Source organism: Bradyrhizobium sp. SZCCHNR1098 (genome assembly GCF_032489375.1).
GTDB lineage: Bacteria > Pseudomonadota > Alphaproteobacteria > Rhizobiales > Xanthobacteraceae > Bradyrhizobium.
Map to the genome: position 1 here is coordinate 184,484 of NZ_JAUEXY010000002.1, position 18,642 is coordinate 203,125.

Annotated in this window: 17 protein-coding genes and 1 riboswitch; of the genes, 9 read left to right on the top strand and 8 right to left on the bottom strand. The window is 66.8% G+C overall.

Annotated elements, in window-relative coordinates; genetic code table 11:
- Positions 1-73: 73 nt before the first annotated feature.
- The 3 genes from thiS to QX135_RS05075 form a co-directional block, all read right to left on the bottom strand.
- Positions 74-271, bottom strand: a complete 198-nt coding sequence (thiS, locus tag QX135_RS05065) for a sulfur carrier protein ThiS (RefSeq protein WP_315781926.1) — start codon at positions 269-271, stop codon at positions 74-76.
- Positions 262-1,275, bottom strand: a complete 1,014-nt coding sequence (locus tag QX135_RS05070) for an FAD-dependent oxidoreductase (protein WP_316177075.1) — start codon at positions 1,273-1,275, stop codon at positions 262-264. The genes thiS and QX135_RS05070 overlap by 10 nt, the downstream gene beginning before the upstream one ends.
- Positions 1,263-1,373, bottom strand: a riboswitch (TPP riboswitch). It overlaps the preceding gene by 13 nt.
- A gap of 79 nt (positions 1,374-1,452) precedes the next feature.
- Complete coding sequence (locus QX135_RS05075; protein WP_315772002.1) at positions 1,453-2,235, bottom strand: lytic transglycosylase domain-containing protein; 783 nt, start codon at positions 2,233-2,235, stop codon at positions 1,453-1,455.
- A 215-nt stretch (positions 2,236-2,450) separates the two neighbouring features.
- On the opposite strand from QX135_RS05075, the gene QX135_RS05080 reads away from it, so the two are divergent.
- The 3 genes from QX135_RS05080 to QX135_RS05090 all read left to right on the top strand — a co-directional run bounded on the left by QX135_RS05080 (position 2,451) and on the right by QX135_RS05090 (position 5,473).
- On the top strand, positions 2,451-3,938 hold the full coding sequence (locus tag QX135_RS05080) for a hypothetical protein (protein WP_316177291.1): 1,488 nt from the start codon (positions 2,451-2,453) through the stop codon (positions 3,936-3,938).
- A 163-nt stretch (positions 3,939-4,101) separates the two neighbouring features.
- The gene (locus QX135_RS05085; protein WP_315772004.1) at positions 4,102-4,350 is read left to right on the top strand and encodes a hypothetical protein; all 249 of its coding nucleotides are present in this window, start codon (positions 4,102-4,104) and stop codon (positions 4,348-4,350) included.
- 586 nt (positions 4,351-4,936) lie between these two features.
- The gene (locus QX135_RS05090; protein ID WP_315738564.1) at positions 4,937-5,473 is read left to right on the top strand and encodes a PRC-barrel domain-containing protein; all 537 of its coding nucleotides are present in this window, start codon (positions 4,937-4,939) and stop codon (positions 5,471-5,473) included.
- Between the two features lie 71 nt (positions 5,474-5,544).
- On the opposite strand, the gene QX135_RS05095 is transcribed toward QX135_RS05090, so the two are convergent.
- From QX135_RS05095 to QX135_RS05110, 4 genes are all read right to left on the bottom strand, one after another.
- Complete coding sequence (locus QX135_RS05095; RefSeq protein WP_315755346.1) at positions 5,545-6,957, bottom strand: ATP-binding protein; 1,413 nt, start codon at positions 6,955-6,957, stop codon at positions 5,545-5,547.
- A gap of 23 nt (positions 6,958-6,980) precedes the next feature.
- Positions 6,981-7,721 carry a response regulator gene (locus QX135_RS05100; RefSeq protein ID WP_315717811.1) on the bottom strand — a complete coding sequence of 247 codons (741 nt, stop codon included), beginning with the start codon at positions 7,719-7,721 and terminating at the stop codon, positions 6,981-6,983.
- 411 nt (positions 7,722-8,132) lie between these two features.
- A complete protein-coding gene (locus QX135_RS05105) occupies positions 8,133-9,770 on the bottom strand; it encodes a DUF4403 family protein (RefSeq protein WP_316177073.1) in 1,638 nt (545 codons plus the stop codon).
- Between the two features lie 255 nt (positions 9,771-10,025).
- On the bottom strand, positions 10,026-10,724 hold the full coding sequence (locus tag QX135_RS05110; RefSeq protein WP_316177070.1) for a L,D-transpeptidase: 699 nt from the start codon (positions 10,722-10,724) through the stop codon (positions 10,026-10,028).
- A gap of 357 nt (positions 10,725-11,081) precedes the next feature.
- On the opposite strand from QX135_RS05110, the gene QX135_RS05115 reads away from it, so the two are divergent.
- The 3 genes from QX135_RS05115 (at position 11,082) to QX135_RS05125 (ending at position 13,654) form a co-directional block, all read left to right on the top strand.
- Positions 11,082-12,137, top strand: coding sequence for a glycosyltransferase family 1 protein (locus tag QX135_RS05115; protein ID WP_315796711.1), 1,056 nt, complete (start codon positions 11,082-11,084; stop codon positions 12,135-12,137).
- A 50-nt stretch (positions 12,138-12,187) separates the two neighbouring features.
- A complete protein-coding gene (locus QX135_RS05120; RefSeq protein WP_315738560.1) occupies positions 12,188-12,877 on the top strand; it encodes a class I SAM-dependent methyltransferase in 690 nt (229 codons plus the stop codon).
- 144 nt (positions 12,878-13,021) lie between these two features.
- Positions 13,022-13,654, top strand: a complete 633-nt coding sequence (locus tag QX135_RS05125; protein ID WP_316233971.1) for a hypothetical protein — start codon at positions 13,022-13,024, stop codon at positions 13,652-13,654.
- Positions 13,655-13,929: 275 nt separating this feature from the next.
- On the opposite strand, the gene QX135_RS05130 is transcribed toward QX135_RS05125, so the two are convergent.
- On the bottom strand, positions 13,930-15,594 hold the full coding sequence (locus tag QX135_RS05130) for an aminotransferase class III-fold pyridoxal phosphate-dependent enzyme (protein WP_410053219.1): 1,665 nt from the start codon (positions 15,592-15,594) through the stop codon (positions 13,930-13,932).
- A 35-nt stretch (positions 15,595-15,629) separates the two neighbouring features.
- On the opposite strand from QX135_RS05130, the gene asd reads away from it, so the two are divergent.
- The 3 genes from asd (at position 15,630) to QX135_RS05145 (ending at position 18,525) form a co-directional block, all read left to right on the top strand.
- Positions 15,630-16,505: an archaetidylserine decarboxylase gene (gene asd / locus QX135_RS05135; RefSeq protein ID WP_316233972.1), complete on the top strand. Its 876-nt coding sequence runs from the start codon at positions 15,630-15,632 to the stop codon at positions 16,503-16,505.
- Positions 16,506-16,620: 115 nt separating this feature from the next.
- Positions 16,621-17,616 (top strand): NUDIX hydrolase, encoded by a 996-nt coding sequence (locus QX135_RS05140; RefSeq protein ID WP_315811702.1) that lies wholly within the window; start codon positions 16,621-16,623, stop codon positions 17,614-17,616.
- 30 nt (positions 17,617-17,646) lie between these two features.
- Positions 17,647-18,525, top strand: coding sequence for a DMT family transporter (locus tag QX135_RS05145; RefSeq protein ID WP_315811842.1), 879 nt, complete (start codon positions 17,647-17,649; stop codon positions 18,523-18,525).
- The last annotated feature ends 117 nt before the right edge of the window (positions 18,526-18,642 follow it).

The following is an 18,642-nucleotide window of genomic DNA, read 5'->3' on the forward strand; positions in this document are numbered from 1 at the left end:
CCGGTGGCTATGGGTCCCGGCGTTCGCCGGGACGACAGCGGAGTGCGTGGCGCAAGCGAGCGCTCCATGAACTTCACCCTCCCTGCCGGGGCGTGATGATCTCGATCTCGTCGCCGGTCTTGAGCTGCGTCTCCGCCCAGCGGCTCCTCGGCACGACATCGTAGTTCAGCGCGATGGCGAAATGGGTGCCCTCGTAGTCGAGCTCGGAGAGCAGCGCGGCGACGGAGGTCGCGGCGATGTCGCGGGCCTCGCCATTGACGGTCACGCGCATCGCATCACCTCGTTGTCGATCTGGCCGTGCGAGATGTAGTTCAGCGTCGCCTGCGCCAGCGCGGGCGCGATCAGGAAGCCGTGGCGATAGAGGCCGTTGACGCGGATCTCGCGCTCGTCCTTGATGGTGATGCGCGGCAGATTGTCGGGATAGGCCGGCCTGAGCCCTGAGCCGAATTCGAGGATGCGGGCCTCGCCGAATGCGGGATGCACGGAGTAGGCGGCACCGAGCAATTCCAGCGCCGAGCGCAAGCTGACGCCGGTGTCCTCGGCCTCGAGCGAGGTCGCCCCCAGCATGAACAAATTGTCCTCGCGCGGGATCAGATAGAGCGGGAAGCGCGGATGCATCAGCCGCACGGGCCGCGCGAGCTGCACCTCGGCGGTCTCGATCAGGATCATCTCGCCCTTGACGCCGCGCAGCTCGGGCTCGGCGTCGCGCGCCTCCAGCCCGCGGCAGTCGATCACGAGGCCGTCGAGATCATCAGCCGTGACGTCGCTGTTGAACAGCACCCGGCCGCCGGCCTCGACGATGCGCTGATGCAGCTTCGGCAGCACGCGGCGTGGCTCGACATGGCCCTCGGTCGGATAGAACAGGCCCTCGCGGAAGCGCCCCTCCAGCGACGGCTCCAACGCCGCAAGCTGCTGCGCGTCCAGCCGCTGATAGCCGGAGGTGCGGCGGGCGAAGCGGTCGTAGTCGGCGCGGTCGCGGGCATGCGCGATCACCAGCGAACCGTTGAACGGCGTGTCCGGCAGCTCGCGCCGCCAGATGTCGAGCGAGGCGAGCCCGAGCCGGCTGATGATCGGCTCGGCGACCTCGCTCTCGCAATAGGGCGCGAGCATGCCGCCGGCCCAATGGCTGGTGGAGAGCATCAGATCGGCGTCGCTGCGCTCGTGCAAGGTGACGTGATGGCCGGCCCGCGCGAGCAGCAAGGCTTGCCAGGCACCCGCGATGCCCGCACCGATGATGGAAACGGGGACATCCCCGCGCGTGGTTATCTGCTGCATCCCTGTCCCTTCGCCGGCATGACCCGGATCAGGTTCAAAGGGTCACCGCACATCGCTGCGGTATCTCAGCTCCCCTCGGAGCTCCCCTCGGAACGCGCTTAAAATAGACCGATATCCCCCCGTGTCAACGGAGTGTCACGGAAAGACAATGCCGACGGCCCTTGGAACCAATGGCGATCAGTGCGCCCGCGCGTGGCGGCCGGTCGCAATCTTCGGGGTGATGTCGAGCGGGGCGCTCGTCCGCTCGGAGCGGCCGGCGGGCCGCGCGTCGGCCAGGCGCTGCCGCTTGGCCTCCTCGTAATAGCCCCTGGCGAAGTAGAGCACGGCGCGGTCGTGGTCGCCGCGGGCGGCACGGTAGGCGCCGGCGAGATAGCGCACGCCATAGGTGAGGTTGGTGTTCGGATCGTGCAGGCCCTGCGCGTCGCCGGTGTAGCCGAGGCCGCGCGCGGTGCCGAGCTTGATCTGCATCAGGCCGATGCAGCCGCAGCGGCCGACCAGGTCCTTCTGGTATTTGCTCTCGCGCACGATGACGCGGTGGATCAGCGATTCCGGAATGTTGTTGGCGGCGGCGTGCACCGCCACCAGCGCGTCGATATGCGGATGGCCGCTGTCGATGTGGCGCGGCTTGGCTTCGGCCGCCTTGCGCTCGGCCTCGCGGGGCTCGGCCGCAGCGGCATCGGTGTCGGCTGGCGCTGAGGCATTGGCGTCCATCGGCGGCGAGGTGTCGGCGCTGCTGACGGCCTCGATCGCCTCGACCTCGCGCGCGGCCTTGGTCACCGCGCTGCGTACGGCCAGCTCCCTGGTGCCGTCAGAGCGGACATGGGCGAGCTTGACCTTGCCGGCCTTCGGTTTGGCTGCACTGTCCGATGCGGTGCTCGCATCATCGGCAGCCATGGCGAACGGCACGGGACCAGCCATCGCGAAGCCTGCAATGCAGGCCGTCAGCACGAGACGTCTCATGTGTCAGGATCCCCCGGGAACCACACGCATGCCGAGTAGCCCCCCAGCACGCGCTTTACACTTTGCACACCGTAATTGGCGCAAACGCCGGGCGATAATGTGGCAACAATGGGGCGACGACGCCGGGTCGAGTCCGGATGCGCCGGCGGTTTACCGCGAATTATACCGGGCGTGCTTGGCTGGCGGAGCAATTCCGCCAATGGGGCCATGCCGCGATGACGCTGTCCGTCACCCACACCGAAGCGACCGCCGGGCGCGCGCAGGCGCTGCTGCCGCTGTGGGTCGGCGCCGGCGTCTATGCGCTGCTGCTGATCTCCGGCAACCGGCTGCTCAACGATCCCGACACGTTGTGGCAGATCACGGTGGGGCAGTGGATCACCGACCACCGCACGGTGCCCGAGGTCGACGTCTATTCGTTCACCATGCGCGGCGCGCCGTGGATCTCCACGCAGTGGCTGGCGCAGGTCGCCTATGCCGCCGCTTACAAGTTCGCCGGCTGGACCGGACCGGTGGTGCTGGCGGCGTCGGCCATCGCGCTGTCCTTTGCGCTGTTCGCGCGTGCGCTCGGCCGGCATCTGCGCGACAGCACGACATTGGTGTTCGTGGTCGCGGCGTTCCTGCTCTGCCTGCCGCATCTATTGGCGCGGCCGCATGTGCTGGCGTTTCCAATCTTAGTCGCCTGGATCGCCGCTCTGATCGACGCCGCCGATCGCAAGGACGCGCCGCCATGGCCGCTGGCGCTGCTGATCGCGCTATGGGTCAATCTGCATGGCGGCTTCGTGTTCGGCCTGTTCTTCATCGCGCCCGCCGCGCTCGACTCGCTGGTCAACGCCGATCGCTCGGTCCGCTCCAGCCTGGCGCTGCGCTGGGCGGGGTTCGCCGCGCTCGCGCTGGCGGCGAGCTGCTGCACGCCCTATGGCTGGAACGCGCTGCTGGCGTCGCAGAAGATCCTGTCGCTGGGACAGGCGCTGCCGCTGATCGTGGAATGGAAGGCGACCGATTTCCAGGGCCTCGGCCCGTTCGAGATCTGCCTGCTGATCGCGATCGGGTTCGCGCTGTTCCACGGCCTCAGGCTGCCGCCGGTGCGCATCCTGATGCTGCTCGGCCTGCTGCACATGGCGCTGGCGCAGGCGCGCGCGGCGGAGATCCTGGCGCTGGTCGGCCCGCTGGTGCTCGCCGCGCCGCTGGCCCGGCAGGCGGGCGCGCTGCCCGTGCTGCCGCAGGCGCGCGCGTCGGGAGCCGCGCTGATGGGGGCGGTGATGCTCGCGCTCGGCGCCGGCACCATCGCATCGGCCGCGATCCTGAACTACACGCCGAACATGCGCGGCACCCCGGTCGCAGCCGTGACCGAGCTGAAGAAGCTCAACCTCACGCGGGTCCTCAACGACTATGATTTCGGCGGCTACCTGATCTCAGCCGGTGTCGCGCCGTTCATCGACGGCCGCACCGAGCTCTATGGCGAAAAGTTCTTCGTCGATCACAATGCCGCCTCCGGCCTGATGGAGCCGGACAATCTGTTCCGCCTGCTCAAGGACTACGACATCGAGGCGACCCTGCTGCGCACGCAGAGTGCGGCGACCAAGCTGCTCGATCACGTCGACGGCTGGCAGAAGGTTTATGCCGACGATATCGCCACCATCCATCTGCGTAATCCAGGCGCCCGCCATGTCGCGGAACCGGCGGTCACTTCCGTAGGCAATTGAATCAAACGGATTGATCCCATCCTCGGATCCCATCCTCGTGAGGTCGGATGTCGCGCGGCATCCCGGCGCGTGCAAATCAGCCGCTGCGCGGCTATGATCCCGCCCGTCAGTTCGACAGCATGCCTGACTCATTCAAGAAGACTGAACAGAGAGGGAGCGCGTCATGGCCGTGAAGGCAGCCGATATCCAGTTTCGCAATTTCGACAACGCGCAATCCGCGATGCGCGTCCTCGACCTGCCGCGCAACAATCCCTGCGCCCAATGTGGCGAGCCGATCGCGCTGCCGGCCTGGGTCGAGAAGGATGGGCGACGCACCGCCTATCTCTGGCACTGCCGTCTCTGCGACTATCGCTACGAGACCATCGCGTTCTATGCCGAGGCCGTCGATGAGGACGGCGCGATGGCCGCGTAGCTGATTCAGAATGCGCCGCTCTCTCGGAAATATCGAAGCTCGGAGTTTTCGTCGATCGACCGACCAGTCGTCCCGAATGAGATGGCCCTGACGCAGTCGGCGGGCAGGGCAATCTCCTATGGGTTGAGCCGTCGTGGCCCCCTGGTTCGAGACGCTCACCACGAGGGCTTGGATTTATGAGGGCTTGGATCTTGCCAAGCAGCCCTTGTCCCGAGGAGCCCGCCGCAGGCGGGCGTATCGGGCTGTCAGCCTCTTCCAGATGCGATTGACCTGCGGGAGGTGAGCATCGAACCGCGTTGCGGGATCCGTGCTCGACGCGCGCAGCTCAACGAAGACCGCCGACTCGCAGTCCTCTGCTGTGAGGGGCGGCTCTTCCGGTTGCACGGGCTCCCAGTCGAACGCTCTCCTCAAACGCGATTCCAGCTTCAGCTCGCCGGCCCGGCGCGCTCCCGAGTGTCACAAAGCGACGTTGTCGCGCTGCACCGAGGCGGCTTGTCGCGCAAAATGACGAAATCGTAGTTCCCACGGAACGCTGGGGGTCGGTTGCAGTTCTCTCGTCACCATACACATTGAGAGGAGACACCACATGGTGATGAAAACTGTTGCAGCCGGCCTCGCCGGTTCCCTGTTGCTCGCGACCGCGGCGTTTGCTGCGGAGAGCACCACCACGACGACCAGCACCACGATCCGCGCCGATACGACCGCGGCGTCGTATCAGGGCGACTGGCGCAGCTCGAAGCTCGTTGGTGTGAAGGTCTACAACAACAACAACGAGAATGTCGGCTCGATCGACGACCTGCTGGTCGACAAGAGCGGCGCGGTCAAGGGCGTCGTGATCGGCGTCGGCGGCTTCCTCGGCATGGGCGAGCACCTCGTCGCCGTCTCGTTCGATCAGATCAAGTTCTCGGATCAGCCGGTTCAGGCGAGCACTGCGTCGAATGCCCCGGCCTCCGGCACCACGTCCTCGACCACGCCGCCGGCCACGACCACGACTGGTGCGGCCACCGGCACTTCGTCCTCGTCGATGAGCTCCACGAAGAACCGCTGGTATCCCGATCACGCGATGATCAACGCGACCAAGGACCAGCTGAAGTCGATGCCCGAGTTCAAGTACTCCCAGTAACGGCATCGCCGACGAAAATAGCTGCTCGTCTCGATCGCGGCGCGCCCGGCTTGTCCGGGCGCGTTCGCGCGTCATGCTGCGGGGCGCAAGGTGGTCTGGCCGAGCGGCAGCTCGATGCGGGCGATCAGCCCGTGCGGCCTGCGATCGTGCAGCGACAGTTCGCCGCCATGAGCCTGGACGATCGCCTTTGCGATCGACAGGCCAAGCCCGAAGCCGGTGGCCTCGTCCATGTTGCGGGCATCGTCGCCGCGCACGAACGGCTCCAGCATGTCGGGCTTGCGCGCATCGGCGATCCCGGGTCCGTCATCCTCCACATCGATCGTCAGGCGCTTCCCCGACGCAGATAACCTGATGACCGTTTCCTTGCCGTACTTCACGGCGTTCTCGACCAGATTGGTGACCGACCGCATCAGGTCGTCGGGCCGCACCGTCGCCATTGCGTGCGCCGGGCCGATATAGGTGACGCTGTGGCCGACGTCGGCGAACTGGTCGGCGACGAGCTGCAGGATGCTCGCGATATCGACCAGCGTCATCGGCTCGAGCTTGCGGCCGTTGCGCAGGAACGACAGCACCGAGCCCAGCATCGCATGCATCTGATCGAGATCGGCCAGCATGCGGCTGCGCTGCAGCTCGTCCTCGACGAACTCACAGCGCAGCCGCATGCGGGTCAGCGGTGTCCGCAGATCGTGGCTGATGGCCGCCAGCATCTTGGTGCGGTCGTTCATCAGCGCCGTGATGCGTTGGCGCATCCGGTTGAGAGCGCGCGCCAACGATCGGATCTCCTCCGGTCCGCGCTCGGGCAATTCCGGCGCATCGCCGTCGAGGCTGAAATTCTCGGCGGCCTTCGCGAAGCCCGACAGCGGCGATGTCAGTGCGCGCGCGGCCCACAGGCCGAGCAGCGTCATGCTGATCAGCGCGAACATGATCGTCGTCAGCCAGGGCGCACCCCAGAACGGCGGCCGGTGCGGCCGGTCGACCATTCGGGCCGAGACCATGTTGCCATCGGGCAGAGCGAAGATGACGGTGCGCGTCTGGGAGCCGGGCGGCGGCATGAAGATGCGATAGCCTGGGCCAAGGCCGCGAAAGCCGCCTGGACCGTGAGGCCGTCCGTCAGCCATCTCCGGAGGGGCCGGGCGGCGCTCGTCGCCACCGGTCCCGGCGCCGACGTCGGGGCCGGCCGGCTCGTGCAGGCGGCCGGGATCACCCGGCAGAGGTCCCGCGTGCGGCTTGAGCTCGAACTCAGGATAGGCACGAGCGATGTCGGAGATCAGCCGAGGTCGTTCGGCAGCAGGGGCGCGGCCAAGAATGCGGATGGCCGTCGCGAGCTGAAACGGCCCGACCTCGTTTTCGGGGTCGGGCTGCTCGGCACGATAGATCAGGAATGTCGCCGTGATGATGGCATGGAGCGCCACGATCGAAATGGCCACCAGCGCCGTGATCTGGCCGCGGATTCCCTTGAGGTTGAGAAAGCCGAACGACATCATGACATCGCCATTCGATCCGATGGTCAATGGCTTTGCGGGCCGGTCACCACCTCGACGACGGGCGTGAACATGTAGCCGCCGGAGCGCACGGTCTTGATCATGGTGGCCTCCTGCGGGTCTGGCTCGATCTTGCGGCGGATGCGGCTGACCAGCACGTCGATCGAGCGCTCGAACGAGCCGGCGCTGCGGCCCTGCGTCAGGTCGAGCAGGCTGTCGCGCGACAGCACGCGGCCCGGCCGCTCGCAGAAGGTGCGGAGCAGATCGAACTCGGCGCTGGTCATCGCCACGCGCGCGCCTTCGGGATTGCGCAGCTCGCGCAGCCGGAAGTCGATCGTCCAGCCGAGGAAGCTCAGCGCGGTCGCGCCTTCGGTTGCGCTCGCCGTCATCGCGGCCGCCTGCCGGCGCAGCACCGCGTTGATGCGGGCGAGCAGCTCGCGCGGATTGAACGGCTTCGGCAGATAGTCGTCGGCGCCCATCTCCAGTCCGAGGATGCGATCGACGTCCTCGCCGCGCGCGGTGAGCATGATGATCGGCACTTGCGACTCCGCGCGCAGCTTGCGGCACAAGGTCAGGCCGTCCTCGCCGGGCAGCATCACGTCGAGGATCAGGAGATCGACACGGTGGTCGCCCATGATGCGGGTCATCTCGCGGCCGTCGGTCGCGGTGGTCACGTTGCAGGCATTGTTGCGCAGATATTTTGCGATCAGCGTCCGCGTCTCGCGGTCGTCCTCGACGACAAGAATGTGTGGTTGTGTCTGGGCCATACCGACAAGTGACCTAGAATCGCGGCGTTTTGCGAAGAATTTTGTTACGGAATGTTTCCTGCGACGGGCGCGCGGAAAGGGCCCGACGACATCTCTCTGCGCCGTGTTGCGGCTCTCGTGAGAGCGCGTCAAGCCCGCGCAGTGGCGGGAGCGCCACGGTCCCGTCTCTCGTCCGCGCCGCGCATGACGGCCCGGCTATGCGCTTGCGGATGATAATACCAGATCGGTCGTGAAGCGGAATGATGACGAAGCCGTCGATGCCTCGCGTCCGTCTATTTGTCGATCGCCAGACTAATGGCGCCATCCATTTGGCTTCTCATGTCCTGCTCCTGAAGTGGCCTCGGCCGTCGAGGATCACGAATTGCCGCCGGTTTCGGCAAGGCGTCGTCGTCCAGGCGTAGCAACGGGCCGTTACAGTCCTGGCAACGTATTGACTCGAACCGACATCGTGCCCTCCGCCGAGGCGATCACGCGCAGCACGGTGGCGTCGAAGGCGATGTCGGTCAAAGCGAGATTGTTGATGTCGGTATCGACGCGGATGCCGTTCTCGTTCTTCTGCAGCTCGGCGACCGCTGTGGCGATCTTGTCGCGGACGTTGTCGGCGAAAGGCTTGAGATCGACCACCGAACGTTCCAGCAGCGCGCGTTGCAGATGCGGCACCACGGCGCGAGCGGCGGCGCCGAGCAGGCCGAATGCCGCGTCGGATTCGACGGCGAGCTGCAGGTCGGACAGCCGCAGGATCTGCTGCGCCTGATCCACCATGGGGCGTCCCCAGATGTGCACGGTCGCATCGGCGCCGAAGCTGAAGAGGCTCTCCTTCTCCTTGCCCTTGACCTGCAGCGAGATCAGCAGCCGGTTGCCCGAAGGCACGACGGTCGCATGCTTGACGGTGACCGCGACCGGGCCGGAGCCGTCCTCGGGGAACGTCCGCCCCGCAAGTTGCGAATTGACGAGCTTGCTGAGCTCGGTGAAGGGGACGTCGATCGGAACCGCGACATTGATAGTTCCGGCGGTGGGCGGAATGATCGTAATCTTATCGGGGAACGGACACTCCGGCTTGGTCTCGGCCGCCGTGACCCGGGTCTCCGCTTCGATTCCCATGGTGACGCTGACTGCGTTGGCATCGATCGCGGGCTGCGCGGCCAACGCCCGCGTCGGCTTGATCTCGAGCCAGACGGCGGGCAGTCCCGGCGCGGTGCCCTGCAGCGGCACCGAGCGACAGGCGCGGGCCCATTGCGCCTGCGCCACGCGTCGGATGGTCGGGTCCTTGCGCAGCCTGTCGCTGAGCACGCTGAGTTGCTCATTGACGGTCTTGTCGATGATCGGCTTCATCTGCGCCGGCACGTTGACGCGGGCACCCGCCACGGTCAGCGCGGTATCGCCGAGATTGACCTGGGCGGCGAAATTCGGCTCGACATACCATGAGGCGGCGAGCCGCGGCCGCATCGCGATCAGGACGTTGCCCTTGATGTCGGCGGTGGCGTTCAGATTCTTGATGTTGATGCCGCCGATCTGCTTGGCGGCATCCGAGCCGAGCAGGCCGCCGATGGCATCGCCGAGCGCGCCGGTCGCCTTGGCGGACAGCGATCCGGTAACGTTCAGCCGGCCTGAGAGCGGCGTCGCCAGGGACAATGTGTCCTGGGTGCCGGTGGCGGCGATGACGCCGCGGGTGACGGTCCAGCCGATGTCGGCGTTCTGCAGGATCTGGTTGACGGGGTTGTCGGCCTTGCCGGAGAAGTTGCGCGGCGCGGCCTTTTCGGCGGCGTCACGAATCGCGCCGAGCGAGATCGACACAGGCGTCATGATGATCGAGTTGCGCGTGGCCGGCGGCAGCGGCGGCAGTTGGGTCAGTTGCGGCGCCGGCGTGCTGCCCGAGAACAGAAACACCTCCGCGATGATGATGCCGATCAGCACGACGGCGGCAAGGCCGGCGGCGCCGATCAGGATCATCCGCAGCCGGGGCGGCGAGCGCCGCCGTGGCTGCTGCGGTCTCGGAGCGAGCGGATGAGGTCTGCTTTGCCAATCCGGTCGCGGCGTCGGAAGATTCATGTCGGATCCACGGACTCCAGTTGCCACGGGCCGGCTCGTGCCGGAAGCGGCGAGATCGCGGTTAATGCAAGATTGCCAAGCTTACAGGGCCGGACGGAGGCGCGCCAGGGCAGCCGATGAAGCAGGCCACCATCAATCGGCCGTGATGGTGAATGGCGAAATGCGCGCAAAGAAATGACCGCCGCGGCTTTCGGGCCTCGGCGGTCCAGTCAGGGAGGATCCGGGAGAAGGAACGAGCAGTGCGGCCCGCGCGGGTCAGCGGGTCATGCGGCCGAGATCGGCGCGGCGCTCCATCGGCAGCACGATCACCTTGGCGCCGACGCCGACGCGGGAATAGAGGTCGATCACGTCCTGATTGGTCAGGCGGATGCAGCCCGACGACACATGCGTGCCGATCGTCTCGGGCGCGTTGGTGCCGTGAATGCGGTAGACGGTGCCGCCGAGATACATCGCGCGGGCGCCGAGCGGATTGCCGGGACCGCCGGCCATGTGACGCGGCAGATAGGGCTGACGCGCGATCATCTCCGGCGGCGGCGTCCAGTCCGGCCATTCGGCCTTCCTGGTCACCGACTGCACGCCCGACCAGGTGAATCCGTCACGGCCGACGCCGATGCCGTAGCGCATCGCCTGGCCGTTGCCGAGCACGTAGTACAAATACTTGTTTGGTGTGTCGATGATGATCGTGCCGGGCGCTTCGCGGGTCGCGTAGCTCACGACCTGGCGGCGCAGGCGCGGGGGCAACTCATAGGCGGTCGCCTCGTCCTCGCGCGGCGTGATCAGTTGCGGCGTCGTTGCCGGTGGCTCGTAGGTCGCCACTGGCGGCTGCAGCAGGAAAGGGAAGGGGAGCGGGGCCGGGGGCGCGGCCAGCGTCGGCGTTGTCGCAACGATCGTGCCGACGATCAGCGCACCGAACAGGGTGCGGGATGGCGAACGGACTGTGCCTGGCGTGAACATGGACGTCCCCTTGTTTGATCGCTTGGTGCGCGCCGCCACTGTCTCGGCCGGCGTCGTCAAAATCGGCTGCCTGTCATCATTCTTTGTGGCGCTTCGACCCACGCCTGATGCTGCAACTCATAGGGGAGAAAAGTTTCGTTGCGTTTGCGCGCTGCACGCAAAACGGTTTCGTCGGCTTAACCGTTTGTTTCATGACGGTTTCACGACAGCGCCTGTGCGACGCCGCCACGGATCGCGGGGAAAATAGCGGCGGGCGGGCAAAAAGACCCTTCGACAGTTCGATGACGTCACACGCCTGAAATAACAATGTCGGAATTTGCGGCCGTTCAGAATCGCTGCAACTTTCCGGATCGCCTTATGCGGATCTTAATCGCAACCGACGCCTGGCACCCGCAGGTCAATGGCGTGGTGCGCACGCTCACCTCGCTGGCGCGCGCGGCCGCCGGCCTCGGCGCCGACATCACCTTCCTTACGCCGGAAGGCTTTCCATCGTTCGGTGTGCCGACCTATCCGGGCCTGCGGCTCGCCGTGACCAACGGCCGCGAGATCGCCCGGCGCATCGAGGCCGCCGCGCCGGATGCGATTCATATCGCCACCGAAGGCACGATCGGCTGGGCGGTGCGCCGCTACTGTCTGCGCCACGGCCTGCCGTTCACGACGTCCTACACGACGCGCTTTCCGGAATATGTCTCGGTGCGCACCGGCATCCCCGATGCCGTCGGCTACTGGGTGATGCGCCGCTTCCATGATGCGGCTGCGATGACCATGGTGGCGACCAATTCGCTGAAGCAGGATCTCGCTTCGCGCGGCTTCAAGAAGCTGGGCTTCTGGACGCGCGGTGTCGATACGAGACTGTTCAATCCGGATGAGCCTGTCACGCTCGATCTGCCGCGTCCGGTGTTCATGACGGTCGGCCGCGTTGCGGTCGAGAAGAACCTCGAGGCGTTCCTGTCGCTCGATCTGCCGGGCTCGAAGGTCGTGATCGGCAACGGCCCGCAGAAGGCGGAGTTGGAGCGCCGGTTTCCGACGGCGCATTTCCTCGGCGAGAAGACCGGCAAGGATCTGACCGCGCACATGGCCGCCGCCGACGTGTTCGTGTTTCCGAGCCTGACCGATACGTTCGGCGTGGTGCAACTGGAGTCGCTGGCCTGCGGCACGCCGGTCGCGGCCTTCCCCGTGACCGGTCCGCTCGACGTCATCGCCGATCATCCGATCGGGGCGATCGACTGGGATCTGCGCGCAGCATGTTTGAAGGCGCTGACGATGTCGCGGGAGACCTGCCGCGCATTTGCGCTCGACCGCTCCTGGGAGAACAGCGCGCGCCAGTTCATCGGCAATCTCGCCGTGCTGCAGCCGTCCCGCGTCGTGCGTCCGACCCCGGTGCTGGCCGGTCAGAGCGCCGTGCGCGGCTGACGGCAGATGTTGCGTCACTCCATCAATTCCAAACCAAGTGAGATGTAACGATGGCAGAAACCATGAAGCTCGACGGCGCGCGGGAGCTCGACTTCGATCGCGAGCAGGTCGAGCAGGCCTATGACCGCTGGGCACCGATCTACGACCTCGTGTTCGGCGGCGTGTTCGAGAAGGGCCGCAAGGCCGCGATATCAGCCACCAACAAGCTCGGCGGCCGCGTGCTCGAGGTCGGCGTCGGCACCGGCATCTCGCTGCCGCTCTATGCGCCGCATGTGCGCGTGTTCGGCACCGACATCTCCGAGGCGATGCTCGGCAAGGCGATGCGCCGCGTCGCCGACCAGCGGCTCAAGAACGTCGAGGGCCTCGCGGTGATGGACGCCGAGCAGCTCGACTTCCCCGACGACTCCTTCGACGTCGTGATGGCGCAATATGTCGTCACCGCCGTACCGAACCCGGAGGTCGCGCTCGACGAATTCGCGCGCGTGCTGCGCCCGGGCGGCGAGCTGATCATCCTGACCCGCGTCAGCGCCGACGACGGCCTGCGCCGCGTCATCGAGCAGGCGTTGCAGCCGGTGGTCCGCCGTCTCGGCTTCCGCACCGCCGAGTTCGGCTGGTCGCGCTATCTCCGCTGGCTCGCCGGCGCCGAGCGCATGGAGCTGGTCGAACGCCGCCTGATCCCGCCGCTCGGCCATTTCTCGCTGGTCCGTTTCCGCAAGCTGGAGCGTGCCGCCGCGGCCTGAGCCGCGGCAGCCCTCTGCCGCCGCTGCGGCGTTCTCCGTAGTCCCCAACGTCTCGCTGCGTCCGATCGTGTGACATCTTGATGATGTCACACGATCTACACCGAATCCCTGTACACGACCTGCAACTCATTCTTCGGAGCAACCATGATCAAGCATTTCCTGGAGCAGCTGCGGATCCAGCGCTGGGACGACCACCGCTATTATCATCACAGCCGCATCAACCAGAGCCTCCACTTCGTCAGCGCGCTCAGCTTCATGATCGCCTACGTGATGATGGTGTTCGATCCGCTGGTCTCGGCGCTGATCGGCTGGCTGGTGTCGATGACCTCGCGCCAGGCGGGCCACTTCTTCTTCGAGCCGAAGGGCTACGACCACGTCAACCAGGCGACCCACGAACACAAGGAAGAGATCAAGGTCGGCTACAATCTGCAGCGCAAGGTCGTGCTGATGTCGATCTGGGCCGCGGCTCCCGTGGTGCTCTATCTGCAGCCGACCCTGTTCGGCCTGCTGCCGCCCTGGACCTCGGCGATGGATTTCGTGCGCGAGACCGCCAAGCTGTGGCTCGTGATCGGCATCGGCGGGCTGCTGTTCCGCACCGTGCACCTGTTCTTCATCCGTGACGTCGAAACCGGCCTCGTCTGGATGACCAAGATCATCACCGACCCGTTCAACGATTTCGTGCAGTATCGCTCGGCCCCGCTGGCGCTGCTGCGCGGTGAGCTGATCGACCCCGGCCTGCACCTGATGGGCGAGAGCCTCGAGGAGCAGCACGCCTGAGCCGGACGCTGCGTTTGAGTTGCGCGATGCCCGGGCCGGTCCCGGGCATCGGTGTTTGTGGGAAGGCCAAAGTGAGATCGATCGCGCCCGAAGCCGAAGCGGCGGTGCCACCCTCCCCCAGAGGGGGAGGGTCGACGCGCGCGCAGCGGGCGTCGGGGTGGGGTGATCTCTCCACGAGCACTGAACTGCGTCGAGAGATCACCCCACCCCGCCTCACGCGCCGCTGCGCGCCCCGTGAGGCGACCCTCCCCCTCCAGGGGAGGGTGGCAGCGACCTCAGCGCCCGACCGCGGCGCCGAGCATCTCTTTCAGGATCTGGCGCTTGATCGTCTTGTTGGTGAGGGTGCCGTCGTTCCACCACCAGCCGTCCTGCTTCATCTTCTCGGCTGCCATGACGAAGCGCCTGGTCACCTCGGCGAAATCGGCGTCGGTGTAGTTCAGGCTGAAGATGAAGCGGCCGGTGCCGACCCAGCTCAGCGCCAGGCCCTCGGCGCGCAGGTAGTACTGCAGCATCCAATTGTAGCGCGACGGCACGGTGTACTCGACCAGCCAGATCGACTGCAGATTGGACACGCGCACCGGCAGCTCGTGCTCGGCCAGTGCGGCGTTGAGTTGCGCGGCGCGGCCGTTCCAGGTCTCGTCGAGGCCATCGTAGATGGCGCGGAAGTTCGGGCTGTCGAGCCGGCTCAGGAACTCGTCCATCGCCGCCATCACGTAAGGATGCGAGTTGAAGGTGCCGCGGGCGAAGCAGATGTCGGCCGGGCGGTCGTCGCGGAAGCGGCGCATCAGCTCGCGCTTGCCGCAGACCACGCCGATCGGCAGGCCGCCGCCGAGGCTCTTGCCGTAGGTCACCATGTCGGCCTTGACGCCGAAATACTCCTGCGCGCCGCCCGGCGCGAGCCGGAAGCCGAGGAACACCTCGTCGAACAGCAGCACGATGCCGCGCTCCGTGCACACCTCGCGCAGCTGCTTCAGCCAGGCGGTGTAGGCCGCGCGGTCGTAGCGGCCCTTGCGCGAGGAGTCGACCAGCGCGGAATCGCCAGGCGCATTGCCGTTCGGATGCAGCGCCTGCAGCGGATTGACCAGCACGCAGGCGATGTCGCGCCGCGTGCGCAGGACGTGCAGGGTGCGCTCGGACATCTCGGCCAAGGTGTAGGTCTCGTGCGGCGCGATCGGATTGCCGACGCCGGGCTGCACGTCGCCCCACCAGCCGTGATAGCTGCCGGCGAAGCGCACCAGATGGCTGCGGCCGGTGTGGTAGCGGGCGAGCCGCACGGCTTGCATCACCGCCTCGGTGCCGGACATGTGGAACGAGACCTCATCCATGCCGGACAGCTCGGTCAGGCGCTTCACGTTGTCCGCGACGACCGGATGATAGAGCCCGAGCACCGGGCCGAGCGCGCTCGCCCGCCGCTCGGCGGCCGCGATGCACTCCTTGTAGAAGTCGTAGCCGAAGATGTTGACGCCGTAGGAGCCGGTGAGATCGTAGAACCGGTTGCCGTCGAGATCGGTCAGGGTCACGCCGGAGGAGGCCTGCATGAACGAGCCGGCGCCGAGCTGCTCCTTGACCAGCCGGCTGTACTGGAACGGCACGCGGTAGGACTGCGTGAACTGCAGATCGGAGATGCGGCTCGCGGCTTCCGCCGTCAGCGCGCGGCTCTTGGCGAACTTCTCCTGGAACAGCGTGCCGAGCCGGAAGAAGCCATCCTGCCGCCGGGTCGCGACATCCGGCGGAGCGCCGTCGGAGCGGAAGAAGTCGTCGATGTCGAACTCATAGCGCGGGATCAGCTTCGAGATCCGGCGCGACATCTTGGAATGGCCGGCCAGCGAGCGGTGCTTGGCGCGCGACAATTCGATGCGGGCCTTGACCTTCGGGGCGACGGCGGCCGTCACGGCAGCGCCAACGGCGAGCGATACATAAGGAATCGAGTTTTCCATCATGTCCAAAAGCGCTAACCCCTCCTGCTGACAGATTCATGACAGTCAAAAGCCTGATCGCCTCCGTCACCCAACAGGAAGACCTCAACTTCCTGCTCACCAACCGCGTGCCGCGCGCCGCGCTGACCCGTTTCATGGGCTGGTTCTCCAAGATCGAGACTCCGCTCGTCCGCGACGCCTCGATCGCGCTGTGGAAGCTGTTCTCCGACCTCGATCTCTCGGAAGCCAAGGAGAGCCACTTCAAGAGCCTGCACGCCTGCTTCACGCGCGGGCTGAAGCCCGGCCTGCGGCCGTTCGATCCCGATTCCGCGATCGTGACCAGCCCGTCGGACGGCATCATCGGTGCCCACGGCCTGATCCGCGACGGCGAACTCTACCAGATCAAGGGCGCGCCTTATTCCTTGCGCGATCTGGTTGCCGATCCCGCCGTGGTCGAGACCCATCGCAACGGCTGCTTCGTCACCTTGCGCCTCACCTCGAGCATGTATCACCGCTTCCACGCGCCGGCCGACATGACGATCGAGCATGTCAGCCTGATCCATGGCGACGTCTGGAACGTCAATCCGATCGCGCTGAAGCGGGTCGAGCGGCTGTTCTGCAAGAACGAGCGCGCGGTGATCCGCACCCATCTCGCTTCCGGCGAGCCGCTCACGATCGTGCCGGTCGCCGCGATCCTGGTGGCGAGCATCCGCCTGCATGCGCTGGACCGCGTATTGAACGCGCAGACCGAGCGGCCGCTCGCCTACACCTGTAACAACAATGTGCGCAAGGGCGACGAGCTCGGCTGGTTCGAGCATGGCTCGACGATCATCCTGCTCGCGCCCGGCGACTTCACGTTCTGCCCCAATGTGACGGAAGGCGCCCGCATCCGCGCCGGACAGCCACTGTGGCGCAGGCGCGTCGCCGCCGGATGAATGTCAGGTCCACGCTTGCGGAATCTCGATTTCGTCGTTGCGCAGTCCTATATCGGAGCGTTCAACTGGCGAATCGGACCGCGGGAGTTGCGGTCGTTGCGGCTCGGGAGAGGCGATGGCGAGAGCGCCGATCATGGCGGCAGGTGGCATCGTGCTGCGGCGGGAACAGCCGCCGCGCATCGCGGTCGTGCGCCTGCGCAAGCGCGACGAATGGGTGCTGCCCAAGGGCAAGCTCGACGACGGCGAGACGCCGCGCGACGCCGCCAAGCGCGAGGTGCTGGAGGAAACCGGCCACAAGGTGACCGTGCACGAATTCCTTGGCACGTTGGTCGTCGACACCGGCACGCGCTCCAAGGTCGTGCATTACTGGCGCATGGAAGCGGCCGATGAGCCGTCGCAGCCGCTGATGGACGACGTCCGCGCCGTCGACTGGCTGCTGCTCGATGCCGCGGTCGCGCGGCTGTCGCGCGATCATGAAAGGACGTTCCTGGAGATGGTCGGGCCCTACGCGCTCGCAGGCCTGATCCGCAAGACCAGGGCGAAGCCGGCGCCGGAGGTGGCCAGAACGGTGGAAAAGACCCCGCCGGCAGCTGAAAAGATCGTGGCGGAGAAGGCCGCCGTCGCCGAAAAGTCTGCCGTGGCGAAGAAGCGCCGCAGCCGCGTCAGCGAGCCGCCTGCGCCGCCTGCAGAGATCGCCGTCGTCACCGCAGCCGAGCACGACGCGCCCGCGCCGGAGATCGCACCAACGCCGGCAGCGGCGGCCACAGCAGCGGCGCCGGAGGCTCGGCCGGACCGGTCGGAGACGGAGGCGCTGTCCGAGGTCGGCGCGACGATCGCGCCGCAGCCCGCCGAGGCGGAGCGCGTGCCCGAGGATGTCGAGCGGGTGGAAGCTGTCGTGGCCGCGATCAAATCGCTCGTTCCGGACCGTCCGGCGACGCGTGGCGGCGCAGCCGGCGCCGTGCCGACACGAGAGACGGGCAGCTCCGAGCCGCAGCCTTCCGATGCGGATCGCGAAGCTGCCGATGATCCGGTCGGCAACGGGACATCGGCGGGAGAGCCGCGCCTCACCTTGGCCCAGAAGATGCGCGCCTGGCTTGGCCGTGCCGCGTGAGGTGTTCGGCCGACCGGCGTGCCGCCGATGATGCTTCACGATCTGGCCGCGCTGGCGGCCGCTTTCAGCATCGCCGTCAGCAACATCATCGCGCCGTCGGCCGTCCGCCAACTCGGTCCCGTCAGGTTCAACGCGATCCGCCTTGCGGCGGCGCTCTTGAGCATGCTGGCCTTGGTGACGCTACGAGGCCACTGGGCCGCGCCGCCCGGTGATCAGCTGCTGATGCTGGCAGCATCGAGCCTGCTCGGCGTCGTCGTCGCGGATTCCTGTTTCTATGCGGCGCTGGCCCGGCTGGGGCCGCGCCTGACCGCCGTCGTCTACGCCAGCTGGGCCGCATTCGCGGCCGTGCTCGGCTATCTCCTGCTCGGTGAGACGCTGTCCACGATCAAGATGACGGGCGTGGGGTGTATCGTGAGCGGCGTGTGGGTCGCGATCGTCTTTCGACAGCCTGTCGCGGTCGCTCAGGAAGCGCACGGCTCGGTCGGAGCAGGTTTGTTGTTCGGTCTGGCGGCCGCGCTGTTCGCGGCGGCCGCTGTCCTGATGGCGCGTCCTGTGATGGCCGCGGGTCTGGATCCGGCATTGGCCACGTCAATTCGCGCTGCGATCGGATTGGCTGCTTTGGTCGCCTTGTCCGTTATGCCGCGTTTCCGCAGCTCGTTCGCGGTGGATCGATCGGTCGTCATGCGGTCCGCGCTGAGCGGTGTGCTCGGGATGGGCGTCGGCATGACACTCGTCTTGTTTGCGCTGACCAGCCGGCCCGTCGGGATCGTCTCCAGCCTGTCGTCGACGACCCCTGTCATGATCCTGCCGCTGCTGTGGTGGAGCACCGGGCTCAGGCCCGCGCCGGCCGCCTGGCTGGGCGCCGTCCTGGCCGTGTCGGGCGTCGTCGCCATCACCAGCGGATTTTGAGTCCGCCGGCGCAGGTGGCGGACCGCGGACGCGCTTGCCGCACTCTCTCCTTGGTTGGTGGCGTTGCGTAACATCTCTCCATGCTTCCGCCCCACGCTGTCCGGATTTTCCTAGGAG

What these genes read in the sequence shown, in the direction of transcription:
- QX135_RS05085 (WP_315772004.1), top strand. Translation starts at nt 4,102, where the DNA reads ATGGCCGTGAAGGCAGCCGATATCCAGTTTCGCAATTTCGACAACGCG.
- asd (WP_316233972.1), top strand. Translation starts at nt 15,630, where the DNA reads ATGACAGTCAAAAGCCTGATCGCCTCCGTCACCCAACAGGAAGACCTC.
- QX135_RS05090 (WP_315738564.1), top strand. Translation starts at nt 4,937, where the DNA reads ATGGTGATGAAAACTGTTGCAGCCGGCCTCGCCGGTTCCCTGTTGCTC.
- QX135_RS05095 (WP_315755346.1), bottom strand. Translation starts at nt 6,957, where the DNA reads ATGATGTCGTTCGGCTTTCTCAACCTCAAGGGAATCCGCGGCCAGATC.
- QX135_RS05080 (WP_316177291.1), top strand. Translation starts at nt 2,451, where the DNA reads ATGACGCTGTCCGTCACCCACACCGAAGCGACCGCCGGGCGCGCGCAG.
- QX135_RS05115 (WP_315796711.1), top strand. Translation starts at nt 11,082, where the DNA reads ATGCGGATCTTAATCGCAACCGACGCCTGGCACCCGCAGGTCAATGGC.
- QX135_RS05110 (WP_316177070.1), bottom strand. Translation starts at nt 10,724, where the DNA reads ATGTTCACGCCAGGCACAGTCCGTTCGCCATCCCGCACCCTGTTCGGT.
- QX135_RS05105 (WP_316177073.1), bottom strand. Translation starts at nt 9,770, where the DNA reads ATGAATCTTCCGACGCCGCGACCGGATTGGCAAAGCAGACCTCATCCG.
- QX135_RS05100 (WP_315717811.1), bottom strand. Translation starts at nt 7,721, where the DNA reads ATGGCCCAGACACAACCACACATTCTTGTCGTCGAGGACGACCGCGAG.
- QX135_RS05145 (WP_315811842.1), top strand. Translation starts at nt 17,647, where the DNA reads ATGCTTCACGATCTGGCCGCGCTGGCGGCCGCTTTCAGCATCGCCGTC.
- thiS (WP_315781926.1), bottom strand. Translation starts at nt 271, where the DNA reads ATGCGCGTGACCGTCAATGGCGAGGCCCGCGACATCGCCGCGACCTCC.
- QX135_RS05140 (WP_315811702.1), top strand. Translation starts at nt 16,621, where the DNA reads ATGGCGAGAGCGCCGATCATGGCGGCAGGTGGCATCGTGCTGCGGCGG.
- QX135_RS05130 (WP_410053219.1), bottom strand. Translation starts at nt 15,594, where the DNA reads ATGATGGAAAACTCGATTCCTTATGTATCGCTCGCCGTTGGCGCTGCC.
- QX135_RS05125 (WP_316233971.1), top strand. Translation starts at nt 13,022, where the DNA reads ATGATCAAGCATTTCCTGGAGCAGCTGCGGATCCAGCGCTGGGACGAC.
- QX135_RS05120 (WP_315738560.1), top strand. Translation starts at nt 12,188, where the DNA reads ATGGCAGAAACCATGAAGCTCGACGGCGCGCGGGAGCTCGACTTCGAT.
- QX135_RS05070 (WP_316177075.1), bottom strand. Translation starts at nt 1,275, where the DNA reads ATGCAGCAGATAACCACGCGCGGGGATGTCCCCGTTTCCATCATCGGT.
- QX135_RS05075 (WP_315772002.1), bottom strand. Translation starts at nt 2,235, where the DNA reads ATGAGACGTCTCGTGCTGACGGCCTGCATTGCAGGCTTCGCGATGGCT.